Genomic DNA, 13844 nt, shown 5'->3' with positions numbered 1-13844 from the left:
AATCAGCGTCACAGATGAGACTCTGCAGCGTAGCAAAGCGGGTAGTGGAATGAAAGCTAAAAGCATCACGTCCTGTGATAACGCCTTGACCAACATCCTGTAGCTGACGCTTCGCTTTCTCACAAAAAACGGGCAAATATCTGCGCGGAGGTAGAGAATACCCGCGGAAGGAAAGCAAATACAAACGTAACGGAAATCAACCCCACGTTATGCTAATGAGTCATGAAAATTATAAATAATGTAGTTTGTATAAATGACGATAAGGCTCCATCAAAACATAGAAAAAAGGGCTCCCTTCAAAGGAGAGCCCTTATTTTACATCTAATTATTAATTTTCTTCAATATCTTTTCGGTTTTTCTTTAACATTTTAGATAGCATTTCATAAACGATAGGTACAACTACTAATGTTAATAGAGTTGAAGATAGTAAACCACCGATTACGGTAATTGCTAAGTCTTTTGAAATTAGACCACTACCGCCATTACCAAGTGCCATTGGAATCATCGCACCGATTGTTGCAATGGCAGTCATTAGGATTGGACGTAAACGAGTTGCACCTGCCTCTAAAATGGCCTCGCGCATAGCAAGTCCGTCACGTTCCATATGGATAATGCGGTCTACTAATACGATGGCATTTGTCACAACGATACCGATCAGCATTAATAGTCCCATCATAACAGAAACAGAAATTGTTTGATTTGTGACGTACAAGCCGACAAATGCGCCAATTACTGCGAATGGTAGTGAGAACAGGATAGCGAATGGTGCTAAACCTTCACCGAATGTTACTACTAGGATGAAGTAAACGATAGCAATTGCAGCTAACATGGCAATTCCAAGCTTTGTGAATGTTTCTTGCATATCTGCAGCAACACCCCCAACGCCAGTCGTTACACCTTTAGGTAAATCTAATTTACTGATTTTTTTATCAGCCGCTGAAGTTGCTTTTGAAATATCGTCACCGATAATCTTACCAGAAACTTTTGCGAAGTATTCACCTTTTGAGCGAGATAATTTGTTTAAGGTAGTGCCTTCTTCTACTTTTACTAACTCACCGATTGTCATTGTTGTGCCTAAAGCTGTTTGGATTTTAGTAGCTAATACATCATCAAGAGATTTTGCTGCAGCTTTTTCTTCACGTTGTACAATAACATCAATATCTTCACCATCATACTTAACTGTTGTTAAAACTTCTGGTGATGTACTTTCATTTAAAGCCATTACAATTTGAGCAGTAGTTAATCCGTATTGTAGAACATTCTTTTGCTCTACTTTTAGGACATGCTCAACAAATGGATCTTCATTATCAGACTTAATTTCTTCTAAACCATCAACTTCTTTTAATGCGCCTTCCACTTGTTTCACTGCTTTGCGAAGCTTATCTAGATCTTCACTATATAATGAGTAGCTTACTTCATTTGAAGACGACGACATTGATGAGAAGTTTTGAGATTTCCATGTTCCTGATTGACCGATGTTAGTTATATAGTCTTCAACTTCTTTGCGTGCTTCAGGGAAGTTTTCCATATCTGGATCGAAGATAAGGTACATTAAGGCACCACCAGCTCCGCCACCCATCATCATTGCCGAAGGATCAACATGTTTAGGGTCATTGATCGAAAGTTGTAAAATATTAACATCTTTGCGTTTCATTAATTCTTTTTCTACTTTTGCAACATTTGCTTCGGTATCTTTCATTAGCTCGCCTGTAGCAGGAGTATACGATAAGTACATAACCTTATCTTCTTGTGAGCCCATGAAACTGAAGCCGATAAGTGGTGTTAAAGCAAGAGAACCAACAAGCAATACAATCGCTATAATGGATGTAATGATTTTATGATTTAATGCTTTCGCTAATACACCTTTATACCAAAGAGCTAGTTTACCAACTTCTTTATGTTGACTTTCTTTTTTCTCACCGTATATTTTTTTACGGAATAGGAAGTGAGATAAAGCTGGAACAATTGTAATCGCTACTATTAATGAAGCACCTAGCGCAAATGACATTGTTAACGCAAATGGCATGAACAATTCACCAACCATACCGCCTACAAATATTAGTGGGGCGAATACTGCTACAGTTACTAATGTAGAAGAAAGGATTGGCTTGAACATTTCAATTGTCGCTTCACGAATAAGAGCACGACCTGTAAGTTTTTCTTCTTTTAAATGGATACGTCGATAAATATTTTCAACAACTACAATTGAGTCATCAATGACACGACCAATCGCCACGGTTATCGCACCGAGAGTCATAATGTTTAATGTGATATCCATCCAGTTTAATAGTAGTAATGCCATAAATACTGAAACTGGGATAGAAATAATCGAAATAATTGTTGATTTGAAATCACGTAAGAATAGTAAAATAATTAATACGGCAATGGCACCACCGAATACTGCTTTTTCAATCATTGTGTAGATTGAATCTTCAATCGGTTTACCTTGGTCAAGTGAGATATCAACTTTTAAGCCGTCTAATGATTTTTCTTCATCTTTCATTAAATCTTTCACTGCATTTACGACTTTTACCGTATTTGCATCTTGACTTTTAACGATTTGAATCGCAATCGCATCTTTGCCATTTGTACGTGATACAGATTGTACTTTACCTTTTACTTCAATCGTTGCAATATCGCCTAAGCGAACGAATGGTGAAGGGTTTGTAGCTGAAGGTGTGACTGGGATTAATAAGTCTTTTAATTCATCGATAGATTTAACTTTACCATCTACTGAAACTGCCTGTTCACCAACAGTAAATTGGTATAAACCAAGTGATAGTGACATATCACTTGCTTGAATCATTTGCTTGACAGAATCCTCTGTTAAGCCGAGAGCAGCCATTTTCGCTTTATCATATTTAAATGATACTTCATTAATGTGCTGTCCATTGATGGTTGCTGAAGCGACGCCATCAATTTTTTCGATTTTAGGAAGTAGAATGTTTTCTACTGTTGATGTTAATCCAACAATATCTTCCTTAGAGCTGCTAACTGATAAAGCGACAACAGGCATCATATTCATGCTAATCGCCATAATTTGTGGCTTTTGAGCACCTTCAGGTAATTTTATAGTATCTAAAGCTGACTCTAATTGGCGCTTTTTCTCATCCATATCAATTCCGTAATCATATTCAACTTGAACTTGTGCTACGTTTGAAGAGGATGATGAGTAAACGGCCTTTACATCTTCTAAGCTTTCTATTGACTTTTCAAATGGAATGGAAAGCTCATTCATGATCTGTTCAGGTGTTGCGCCAGGATAAACACCCATTACAATTAAATATGGTATAGAAATGTCAGGTATGGATTCCATTTTCATTTTTGTACCTGAATAAATACCAGAGACAGTGATGATAATTGTTAATAACCACACTGCCAATTTGTTTTTCAATACGAAATTAACTAAACCTTTCACCTTCACACCTACCCTTTATTGACTAACTAGATTTCGTTATTTATACTAATGACTAATCGGTCATTTGTCAATGAAATACATTAGGAGAGAATTAAAAGTATGTTAAAAAAGCAACTTATTATGGAGAAAGCGTTGGAGCTATTCTCAGAGCAAGGCTTTGAATCTACATCTGTACAGCAGATTACAGAACGATGTGGAATTTCAAAAGGTGCATTTTATTTATCTTTCAAAACAAAAGACGAGCTTCTAATTTCTATGGTAGAGTATTATCTACAACAGTTTGTCACTGACGTTGACCAAGTAGTCAGAAGTTCACTTAGTAAAGATATTATTTTAGTTGAATTTTACAAAAGTATTTTTCAAGCATTTAAAAATCATGCTGCATCTGCCCGAGTGTTTTTTAATGAGAAAGTACTTCTTACAAAAAAAGAATTGTTTCAGAAAATAATTGCCTATGATCTCGAAATGTCTAAGTCGATCGTCTATATGCTTGAGCAGCTATATCAGGATGAACTTCACGAGACAAAATACGATGTTATGTATTGCATTAAAGGATTTATGAAAAGTTATTCGGAACTTTTTATTTTTTCCGATATACCACTCGATTTAGATCAATTGGCTAAATCTCTAGCGGAAAAGACGGAAATTATTGCACGGCATACGACGATACCATTTATAACCGAGGAGCTCATTCAATTAACTACAAAACCTTGTAATGAAGAATTTTCACAGGAGTCTTTACTAGAATTAATCGAACAACATCTAGTTGGCTCAGAAGACTCTATAGAACGTGAGTCTCTTGAATTATTAAAATTTCAAGTTGAAAATCCAACCTATAGTAAACCAATTTTAAAAGGTTTAATTGAAAATATACGCTTACAGCCAGATTATAGTTGGGTTGCTTATGTAATAGCTAAATACTTTAATATTTAGGCATAAGGACGGGATTGCTCACTCTAACGGGTGAACGATCCTGTTTTTTCTTCATTCAGCAATGTTTTCTGTGCGAAAGCTAAAATTACACCAAATCGAAATTGATGGAGATTAAAAAATGGTTATATGAAAAATTGAAGTGTTAGCGGCAATTATGTATTAGTCTAGGTGATTAGAAGTGATTTGCGGTGCTTCTAATAGCATTACAATAGGAACATGATTCCATTATTCAAGCAGCCACTTTCTTCAAAAGGTCTTACTGAATGTTTAGAAACAAATTGTCGTTGAAGTGATTTTTAAAGTTGTCATTACTATATACGAAAGAAAAGTAACGAGGTTTCAAAAAATTGTAAAAAAAAACTACGCAATTTTGCGTAGTTTTTTGTAATGAGGTTAAACCTCCATAATAATCGGTAAAATCATAGGGCGACGTTTTGTTTTTTCAAATAAATATGGTCCTAATACGTCAGTGATTTCATTTTTCAGCTCAGTCCATTGAGGTGTTTTGCCTTGAATTGTCTCGTTCAGGTGACGATTTAACATTTTTTGTGCTTCATTAATCATCGTACCTGACTCACGCATGTAAACAAAGCCTCGTGAAATAATGTCTGGGCCGGAAACAATTTTTTGATTTTCCATATCCACACTTACAACAACGATTACTAAACCTTCTTCAGAAAGAATTCGTCGATCACGTAATACGATATTGCCGATATCTCCAATACCATTGCCGTCAATATAAACGTCTCCTGAAGGAATACGACCTGCTACATGTGCTTCATTGGCACTTAATGCTAGCACGTCACCATTCTCCATAACGAATGTATTTTTAAGTGGAACATCACAATCTTCTGCTAGATGAGTATGCATTTTCAACATACGGAATTCACCGTGAATCGGCATGAAGAATTTCGGCTTCATTAAGCGTAGCATCAATTTTTGTTCTTCCTGAGAACCGTGACCAGAAGTATGGATATTATTTAGTGCACCATGAATAACTTCTGCACCAGCACGGAAAAGTAAGTTGATGATCTTGTTTACACTTACCGTATTTCCTGGTACTGGTGAAGAAGAGAAGATAACTGTGTCACCAGGCTGGATTTGGATTTGACGATGTGTACCATTTGCAATACGAGAAAGGGCTGCCATCGGTTCACCTTGAGAGCCTGTACATAAAATCATTACTTCATTGGCAGGAAGACGATTAATGCTTTGGGCATCGATAAATGTATCCTTTGGCGCATTAATGTAGCCTAGTTCACGACCAAGTGTAATGGCATTATCCATTGAACGTCCGAAGACAGCAATTTTTCTTCCGTATTTTATTGCAGCATCTGTTGCTTGTTGCAAACGGTAAATGTTGGATGCGAAAGTTGCGAAAATAATACGGCTATCAACCTTACGGAAAATTTCATCGATACTTTTTCCAACTGTACGCTCTGACATTGTGAAGTTCGGTTTTTCTGCATTTGTACTATCTGAAAGTAAGCACAGCACTCCATCACGGCCGATTTCAGCCATTTTTGTTAAGTTGGCTGGCTCGCCTACAGGTGTAAAGTCAAATTTAAAGTCACCGGTATGCACGATGTTACCAGGTGGTGTTTTTACAACAACTCCGTAAGCGTCTGGAATACTATGTGTTGTTCTAAAGAAGCTAACAGATGTTTTTCTGAACTTAATAACATCTTCTTCTTTAATTTCGATAAGCTTTGTAGTACGTAGCAAGCCATGCTCGTCTAACTTATTGCGTAATAAGCCAAGTGCAAGCTTACCACCGTAGACAGGGACATTTATCTGACGTAATAAGTAGGGAATACCACCAATATGGTCTTCATGTCCATGTGTAACAAATAATCCTTTAATTTTGTCGACGTTGCGTACTAAATACGTATAATCCGGAATTACATAGTCTATGCCAAGTAAGTCGTCTTCTGGGAATTTAATACCTGCATCAATTAAAATGATTTCATCTTGAAATTGAACGCCGTAAGTGTTTTTGCCGATTTCGCCCAGTCCGCCGAGCGCGAAAACAGCTGCTTGGTCATTTTTAACAAACTTCATGTTTGTTAAATTTCCTCCAAGATGAAGTTCGGACTTGCTTGTTCGTAGACTAAATAGTTACCTTCAAGCAGTTGAACGAACTCGATATTGTAGTTTCGGTCTTTTAGCTTTTGACGTACTTCGCGTTCTGAAGCAGCTTCAAGGTATAGACTTTTAGTATTTTCGCGAACTGGAATTTCATTTGCTTTTTCTTGATAATAAACTTTGTAAATCATAGTTTGCTCTCCTTTTATTGCGTACAATTTTATTGCACCTTTGACTAATACCACGCACGTACTACAAGAAAAAACAGCAAATTTCTAGATATTAAGGACGAAATTAGGCGTTTGAAGTTCTTGTATCTCAATGCTACAATCCAGACGTAATTACAACAAGGTGTAATTGAATAAAGCAATGAGACAGTGGTTGCACATAGCCAAATAAATGCATTTCCTTTATATTATCACGCAGTTACTCTAAAATAAAGAAAAGCCCTTCAAATAATGAAGGGCAAATGTTAGGCAATTGATTTTTTTCCGAGTATGCCGCGAAGTTGCTTCAACAATTTCCGTTTGAGTTTCTTCAGCATGGCACATCACTCCTTAGGATCATTATAATAAAAAATATTGCCTCTGTAAAGTCATTAACCTTTGCAACATATTACATAATGAAGGGGACTATAAGATGAAGAAAATATTATTTTTTGATGTAGATGGTACACTTTATAATAGTGAGAAAATATTACCTGATTCTGCGAAAGAAGCGCTTTTTGAAGCTCGTCGTAATGGTTATGAGCTAGCGATTGCAACTGGACGTGGACCTTTCATGATTCAATCCTTACTAGAAGAGTTAGATATTAATACGTATGTGACATTTAACGGACAATATGTTGTTTATCGTGGTGAAGTTGTCTATACAAATGGTGTTGAGAAAGACGAGCTAGCCAAAATCATTGCTTTTGGTGAAGTGCGAAATGAACCTGTAGTATTTTTAGACGACAAACGAATGATTGCATCTGTAGGAAATAACGATATGGTAGTAGAAAGCTTAAATACATTAAAATATCAGTATCCAACTATAGATTCAACTTATTATATGCAGAACGATGTCTATCAAACACTTATTTTTATGGAAGAAAAAGATGAACATTTATATCGTGAAGCATTTCCAAACGTGCAGTTTGTACGCTGGCATCGCTACTCTTGTGATATTTTACCAAAGGGAGGCTCGAAGGCTGTTGGTATTGAAAAGATCCTTAAGAAAATGGGGCTGTCATTAAATGATGCCATTGCTTTTGGAGATGGTATCAACGATATTGAAATGCTGCAGGCTGTTGGGACAGGCGTGGCGATGGGGAATGGACATGAGAGAGTGAAGGCTGTTGCTACTCATGTTGCAGATCATGTGGATGAGGATGGCCTTGCTAAAATTATGCGCAAATTAAAAATTATCTAATGAAGATAAAGAAGCAACTAGTTGGAGATAATGACTACAGCTAGTTGCTTTTGTTTTGGTCTTTAGTTAGATGAATAATCGCAATTGAAAAGAAAACAGCTCTCTACAGATGTAAAATAACTGCAGTGTTGTTTTCTTTTCGTCGTGCCTCTAGTCACGCTCATATGGAGTAGAATCTGGAATTCCCGCAAATGGATTTTTTTCATTGATGCGATCGTAAAACATAATGCCGTTAAGGTGGTCTAATTCGTGTTGGAAGGCTATGGCAGGCATGCCTTTAAGTCGCATTTTTTTCTCTTCACCGTCAATTGTTTTAAATTTAACTGTAATACGAGCATGACGTGGTACATAGCCAGGAACATTGCGATCTACAGAAAGGCAGCCCTCACCCGCTGCAAGGTATGTGTTTTCTACAGAGTGGCTAACGATTTTTGGGTTGATAGCTACAAAACTTAATTGTTCGCCATTGTCATCTGTTAAATGAAGGGCAAACATTCGATGTAGGCTATTTACTTGATTGGCAGCTAATCCAATGCCGCCGCGTAAATTATATTTATCTGCAATTTCAGGATCTTGACTGTTTATTAAATATTGAAGTATGTCTTCTGCTAGCTGTCTTGCTTCATCAGTTAAAGGGAATTTGACCTCCTCAGCTTTTGTGCGTAAAGTCGGATGACCTTCGCGAATAATATCATCCATTAAAATCATATATGAATCTTCCTTTCAACTTTGTAGTGCTTACTTATAAGTATACATCACGTCTTAAAACAATCACATGAAAAAAGACCTTATTTGAATATACTTAAAAAATTTTTCTTTAGCTATTAGATTGTCTAGAAGTGGGCATTCTACTATTGGTAACGTGGAGAGAAACTTAATAATTATGTACTTTTAACAAGTTGTTATAATACAGTTCTTGTTAATTAGTAGTACAGTATAAAACAGAGTTCTTTAATCGTTATTTTAGAAAAAATCTTTGTTTGTACGCGTAATATATGATTGACCGACAGTATTTTATTCAGTATACTGAGTGCAAAGAATAAGTTGTACTAGTTAAAAAGGTGATTTATTTTAATACAGTTGAAAGGGAGATGTGACAAATGGGCAAAAAAAACAATAATATTTTTGATGCTAAACAAACGCTAACTGAAATAGAAGATAAGTTTGAAATGTTTCAAATTTTGAATGAAGAAGGCGAAATTATAAATGACGAGGCAGATCCAAAGTTATCTGATGAGGAGCTAGTTGAGTTAATGACGCGTATGGTTTATACACGTATTTTAGACCAACGTTCTATCTCTCTTAATCGTCAAGGTCGATTAGGTTTCTATGCACCAACGGCTGGGCAAGAAGCTTCACAACTTGCTTCACACTTTGCATTAGAAAAAGAAGATTGGATTTTACCAGGTTACCGTGATGTACCACAAATCGTATGGCATGGTTTACCTTTAGATAAAGCATTTTTATTCTCGCGTGGTCATTTTATGGGGAACCAAGTTCCTGAAGGTGTAAACGTATTAGCACCTCAAATCATTATCGGTGCACAATATATTCAAGCTGCAGGTGTAGCGCTTGGTATTCAAAAACGTGGTAAAAAGGCTGTGGCTGTAACTTATACAGGTGATGGTGGTTCATCACAAGGGGATTTCTATGAAGGCATTAACTTTGCAGGTGCGTTTAAATCACCAGCAATCTTCATTGTACAAAATAACCAATATGCAATTTCAACACCTCGTGAATTACAAACAGCTGCGAAAACAATTGCGCAAAAAGGTGTAGCAGCTGGCTTACCAAGTATTTTAGTAGATGGTATGGATGCGCTAGCAGTTTACGTAGCAACACGTGATGCACGTGAGCGCGCAGTTAATGGCGAAGGTCCAACTTTAATTGAAACAATGTGCTATCGCTATGGTCCTCATACAATGGCAGGGGATGACCCAACGCGTTACCGTACATCTGATACAGATAATGAATGGGCACAAAAAGACCCTCTTGTACGCTTCCGTAAATATTTAGAGGCGAAAGGTCTATGGGATGAGCAAAAAGAAGAAGCTGTTATTGAGCGTGCAAAAGAAGAAATTAAAGAGGCAATCAAAAAAGCCGATGCTGCTCCAAAACAAAAAGTAACACAGTTAATGGAAAACATGTATAAAGGCGAAATGCCATCTAATTTAAAAGAACAGTATGAAATCTACAAAGAGAAGGAGTCGAAATAACCTATGGCACAAATGACAATGATTCAAGCAATTACAGATGCACTTCGCACAGAATTAAAGAATGATGAAAACGTTCTTGTATTCGGGGAAGATGTAGGTGTCAACGGTGGGGTATTCCGCGCAACTGAAGGCCTACAAAAAGAATTCGGTGTTGACCGCGTATTCGATACACCATTAGCAGAATCAGGTATTGGTGGTTTAGCAATCGGACTTTCTCTACAAGGTTTCCGTCCAGTTCCTGAAATACAGTTCTTCGGTTTTGTTTATGAAGTAATGGATTCAATTAGTGGTCAATTAGCACGTATGAGCTATCGTAGCGGTGGTGTCTATAATGCACCAGTAACAATCCGTTCTCCATTTGGTGGTGGCGTGCATACACCTGAAATGCACTCTGATAGCTTAGAGAGCTTAATGACGGCACAGCCAGGTTTAACGGTTGTTGTTCCATCAACACCGTACGATGCTAAAGGCTTACTGATTTCATCTATTCGAAATGATAACCCAGTCATTTTCTTAGAGCATTTAAAATTATATCGTTCATTCCGTGAAGAGGTACCTGAGGAAGCATACGAAATTCCACTAGGTAAAGCGGATGTAAAACGTGAAGGTAAAGATCTAACAATTATTGCCTATGGTTTAATGGTTCACGAAAGCTTAAAGGCTGCAGAAGAGCTAGAAAAAGAAGGCCACTCTGTAGAGGTTATTGATTTACGTACAATCCAACCAATTGATATTGAAACAATTATTGCGTCAGTTGAAAAAACAGGTCGTGCAATCGTTGTACAAGAGGCTCAAAAACAAGCTGGTATTGCTGCAAATGTTGTGGCTGAGATTACAGAACGCGCGATTTTAAGCTTAGAAGCACCTGTACTTCGTGTGGCTGCACCAGATACTGTGTACCCATTCCCACAAGCTGAAGGTGTTTGGTTACCAAACTATAAAGATGTAATGGAAACAGCGAAAAAAGTTTTAACATTCTAATGTAGTTCTAAACCACGGTAATATAGAAAGGATGGGTACACATGGCATTTGAATTTAGATTACCAGATATAGGCGAGGGTATTCACGAAGGCGAAATCGTGAAATGGTTCGTTAAAGCTGGAGATACAGTAAAAGAAGATGATATTCTTTGTGAAGTACAAAATGACAAAGCAGTGGTAGAGATCCCTTCTCCGGTTGAAGGGAAAGTAGAGGAAGTTTTAGTAGGAGAAGGCACAGTAGCAGTTGTTGGTGATGTCTTAATCCGTTTTGATGCACCTGGCTATGAAGACTTAAAGCTAAAAGGTGATGACCATGCTGAAGCAAAAACAGAGGCACAAGTTCAAGCGACAGCTGAGGATGGTCAGAAAGTAGAAAAGGCACCTGTTAAAGATGAGCAGGCTCCAGAGAAATCTCCTGAAAAGACTGAAGTTGTAGTTGAAGATAATAAGCGTATCATTGCAATGCCTTCCGTACGTAAATTTGCACGAGACAGTGATGTGAATATTCGTGAAGTTAAAGGTACAGGCAAAAATGGTCGTATTTTAAAACAAGATATTGAGAATTTCCTAAAAGGTGGAGGCGCTGAAGAGGCTGAAGTAGCACCAGTAGCTAATGAAGAAGCTGCTCAAGAAGCAGCTGCACAAGCAGCACCAGTAGTCCTTGAAGGTGAATTCCCAGAAACACGTGAGAAAATGTCTGGTATTCGAAAAGCGATTGCAAAAGCGATGGTTCACTCGAAACAAACGGCTCCACATGTTACACTAATGGATGAAGTCGATGTAACAGCTTTAGTAGCACATCGCAAAAAATTCAAAGATATCGCTGCTGAAAAAGGTGTCAAATTAACGTACTTACCATACGTAGTTAAAGCGCTTATTTCAACGTTACGCGAATTCCCAGAATTTAACCGCTCATTAGATGATGCAACACAAGAAATTATTCAGAAGCATTATTACAATATTGGTATTGCAGCAGATACAGAAAAAGGCTTGCTAGTACCAGTTATTAAGCATGCGGATCGTAAATCTGTTTTTGCAGTATCAAACGAGATTAATGAATTAGCGACTAAAGCACGTGAAGGAAAGCTAGCACCACATGAAATGAAGGGCGCTTCGATGTCGATTACGAATATCGGCTCTGCAGGAGGACAATGGTTTACTCCGGTAATTAATCATCCTGAAGTAGCGATTTTAGGTATTGGTCGAATTTCAGAAAAACCTGTAATAAAAAATGGTGAAATTGTAGCCGCACCTGTGTTAGCATTATCATTGAGCTTTGATCATCGTATGATCGATGGAGCCACTGCACAAAATGCTTTAAATCACTTAAAGCGTTTGTTAAGTGAACCAGAATTATTATTAATGGAGGCGTAACAAAAATGGTAGTAGGAGATTTTCCAATCGAAACAGATACTCTTGTCATTGGTTCAGGTCCTGGAGGATATGTAGCAGCAATTCGTGCAGCTCAAACTGGCCAAAAAGTAACAATCGTTGAAAAAAATGTACTTGGTGGTGTGTGCTTAAACGTAGGTTGTATCCCATCAAAAGCATTAATTTCAGTAGGTCACCGTTTTGAGCATGCTAAACATTCAGATGACATGGGTATCATCGCTTCTGATGTGAAATTAGACTTCTCAAAAGCACAAGCATTTAAAGACAGCGTTGTTAAAAAATTAACTGGCGGTGTTGAAGGCTTACTTAAAGGTAATAAAGTTGAAATTGTACAAGGTGAAGCTTATTTCGTTGACGCTCATTCAGTGCGTATCATCAATGGTGAATCTGCTCAAACTTACACATTTAACAATGTAATTATCGCAACGGGTTCTCGCCCAGTTGAAATTCCAACATTTAAATTCTCTGATCGCGTATTAAATTCTACTGGCGCACTTTCTTTACAAGAAGTACCAGGTAAATTAGTCGTTATCGGTGGAGGCTATATTGGTACAGAGTTAGGCTCAGCTTATGCTAACCTTGGCTCGCAAGTAACAATTATCGAAGGCGGAAAAGATATCTTAGCTGGTTTCGAAAAACAAATGACACAAATCGTGAAAAAAGGCCTTAAAAAGAAAGGCGTTGAAATGGAAGTAAACGCATCTGCAAAAGGCGTTGAAGAAACAGAAAACGGCGTAGTAGTAACATATGAAGTTGGCGGAGAAGAGAAAAAAGTTGAAGCTGACTATGTATTAGTAACTGTAGGTCGTCGTCCAAATACAGATGAAATGGGCCTTGCTGAAATCGGTGTTGAATTCGGTGAACGTGGTCTTATCAATGTTGACAAACAATGCCGTACAAATATTCCAAACATCTATGCAATTGGTGATATTGTAGCTGGTCCTCAGCTTGCTCATAAAGCATCTTACGAAGGTAAAGTTGCTGCTGAAGCAATCGCTGGTGAAAAATCAATCGTTGATTATTTAGCTATTCCTGCTGTATGCTTCACAGATCCAGAAATGGCAACAGTTGGTTATAACGAAGATGAAGCGAAAGCTGAAGGCATTGAATACACTGCAGCGAAATTCCCATTCGCAGCAAATGGTCGTGCACTTGCATTAAACCAAACAGAAGGTTTCGTGAAGCTTGTTGCGCGTAAAGAAGATGGCTTATTAATCGGTGCTCAAATCGTGGGTGCTGGTGCATCAGATATGATCGCTGAAATGGGCTTAGCAATTGAAGGCGGTATGACTGCTGAAGATATCGCGTTAACAATTCATGCTCACCCAACATTAGGTGAAATTACAATGGAAGCTGCTGAAGTATTACTTGGCAACCCAATCCATATTGTAGCTAAAAAATAATAGTTTC

At 37.6% G+C, this 13844-nt stretch carries 10 protein-coding genes; 6 read left to right on the top strand and 4 right to left on the bottom strand.

Annotation, left to right across the window (positions count from 1 at the left end; all coding sequences use genetic code 11):
• Positions 1-328: 328 nt before the first annotated feature.
• Positions 329-3418, bottom strand: a complete 3090-nt coding sequence (locus AMS59_RS09325) for an efflux RND transporter permease subunit (RefSeq protein ID WP_053483459.1) — start codon at positions 3416-3418, stop codon at positions 329-331.
• 99 nt (positions 3419-3517) lie between these two features.
• Here AMS59_RS09325 and AMS59_RS09320 point away from each other — a divergent pair, with 99 nt between their 5' ends.
• The gene (locus tag AMS59_RS09320) at positions 3518-4351 is read left to right on the top strand and encodes a TetR/AcrR family transcriptional regulator (RefSeq protein ID WP_053483458.1); all 834 of its coding nucleotides are present in this window, start codon (positions 3518-3520) and stop codon (positions 4349-4351) included.
• A gap of 393 nt (positions 4352-4744) precedes the next feature.
• On the opposite strand, the gene rnjA is transcribed toward AMS59_RS09320, so the two are convergent.
• Positions 4745-6412, bottom strand: a complete 1668-nt coding sequence (gene rnjA, locus AMS59_RS09315; RefSeq protein ID WP_053483457.1) for a ribonuclease J1 — start codon at positions 6410-6412, stop codon at positions 4745-4747.
• A 5-nt stretch (positions 6413-6417) separates the two neighbouring features.
• Complete coding sequence (locus AMS59_RS09310) at positions 6418-6627, bottom strand: DNA-dependent RNA polymerase subunit epsilon (RefSeq protein WP_053483456.1); 210 nt, start codon at positions 6625-6627, stop codon at positions 6418-6420.
• A 448-nt stretch (positions 6628-7075) separates the two neighbouring features.
• On the opposite strand from AMS59_RS09310, the gene AMS59_RS09305 reads away from it, so the two are divergent.
• On the top strand, positions 7076-7846 hold the full coding sequence (locus AMS59_RS09305) for a Cof-type HAD-IIB family hydrolase (protein WP_053483455.1): 771 nt from the start codon (positions 7076-7078) through the stop codon (positions 7844-7846).
• 150 nt (positions 7847-7996) lie between these two features.
• Here AMS59_RS09305 and def read toward each other — a convergent pair whose 3' ends face one another.
• Positions 7997-8554 (bottom strand): peptide deformylase, encoded by a 558-nt coding sequence (def, locus tag AMS59_RS09300; RefSeq protein ID WP_053483454.1) that lies wholly within the window; start codon positions 8552-8554, stop codon positions 7997-7999.
• 392 nt (positions 8555-8946) lie between these two features.
• On the opposite strand from def, the gene pdhA reads away from it, so the two are divergent.
• From pdhA to lpdA, 4 genes are read left to right on the top strand one after another with little or no spacing between them, the layout of a single operon-like run.
• Positions 8947-10062, top strand: a complete 1116-nt coding sequence (pdhA, locus tag AMS59_RS09295; RefSeq protein ID WP_053483453.1) for a pyruvate dehydrogenase (acetyl-transferring) E1 component subunit alpha — start codon at positions 8947-8949, stop codon at positions 10060-10062.
• Between the two features lie 3 nt (positions 10063-10065).
• Complete coding sequence (locus tag AMS59_RS09290; RefSeq protein WP_049668280.1) at positions 10066-11043, top strand: alpha-ketoacid dehydrogenase subunit beta; 978 nt, start codon at positions 10066-10068, stop codon at positions 11041-11043.
• A 41-nt stretch (positions 11044-11084) separates the two neighbouring features.
• Positions 11085-12416 (top strand): dihydrolipoamide acetyltransferase family protein, encoded by a 1332-nt coding sequence (locus AMS59_RS09285; RefSeq protein ID WP_053483452.1) that lies wholly within the window; start codon positions 11085-11087, stop codon positions 12414-12416.
• 5 nt (positions 12417-12421) lie between these two features.
• Complete coding sequence (lpdA, locus tag AMS59_RS09280; protein WP_053483451.1) at positions 12422-13837, top strand: dihydrolipoyl dehydrogenase; 1416 nt, start codon at positions 12422-12424, stop codon at positions 13835-13837.
• Positions 13838-13844 lie beyond the last annotated feature (7 nt).

The sequence above is a fragment of the Lysinibacillus sp. FJAT-14745 genome (assembly GCF_001275675.1).
Classification (GTDB): Bacteria; Bacillota; Bacilli; order Bacillales_A; family Planococcaceae; genus Lysinibacillus.
Note: the sequence above shows the minus strand (reverse complement) of the source record. Positions and strands in the feature narration are given on the sequence as shown.

What these genes read in the sequence shown, in the direction of transcription:
- lpdA (WP_053483451.1), top strand. Translation starts at nt 12,422, where the DNA reads ATGGTAGTAGGAGATTTTCCAATCGAAACAGATACTCTTGTCATTGGT.
- AMS59_RS09305 (WP_053483455.1), top strand. Translation starts at nt 7,076, where the DNA reads ATGAAGAAAATATTATTTTTTGATGTAGATGGTACACTTTATAATAGT.
- rnjA (WP_053483457.1), bottom strand. Translation starts at nt 6,412, where the DNA reads ATGAAGTTTGTTAAAAATGACCAAGCAGCTGTTTTCGCGCTCGGCGGA.
- def (WP_053483454.1), bottom strand. Translation starts at nt 8,554, where the DNA reads ATGATTTTAATGGATGATATTATTCGCGAAGGTCATCCGACTTTACGC.
- pdhA (WP_053483453.1), top strand. Translation starts at nt 8,947, where the DNA reads ATGGGCAAAAAAAACAATAATATTTTTGATGCTAAACAAACGCTAACT.
- AMS59_RS09290 (WP_049668280.1), top strand. Translation starts at nt 10,066, where the DNA reads ATGGCACAAATGACAATGATTCAAGCAATTACAGATGCACTTCGCACA.
- AMS59_RS09320 (WP_053483458.1), top strand. Translation starts at nt 3,518, where the DNA reads ATGTTAAAAAAGCAACTTATTATGGAGAAAGCGTTGGAGCTATTCTCA.
- AMS59_RS09310 (WP_053483456.1), bottom strand. Translation starts at nt 6,627, where the DNA reads ATGATTTACAAAGTTTATTATCAAGAAAAAGCAAATGAAATTCCAGTT.
- AMS59_RS09285 (WP_053483452.1), top strand. Translation starts at nt 11,085, where the DNA reads ATGGCATTTGAATTTAGATTACCAGATATAGGCGAGGGTATTCACGAA.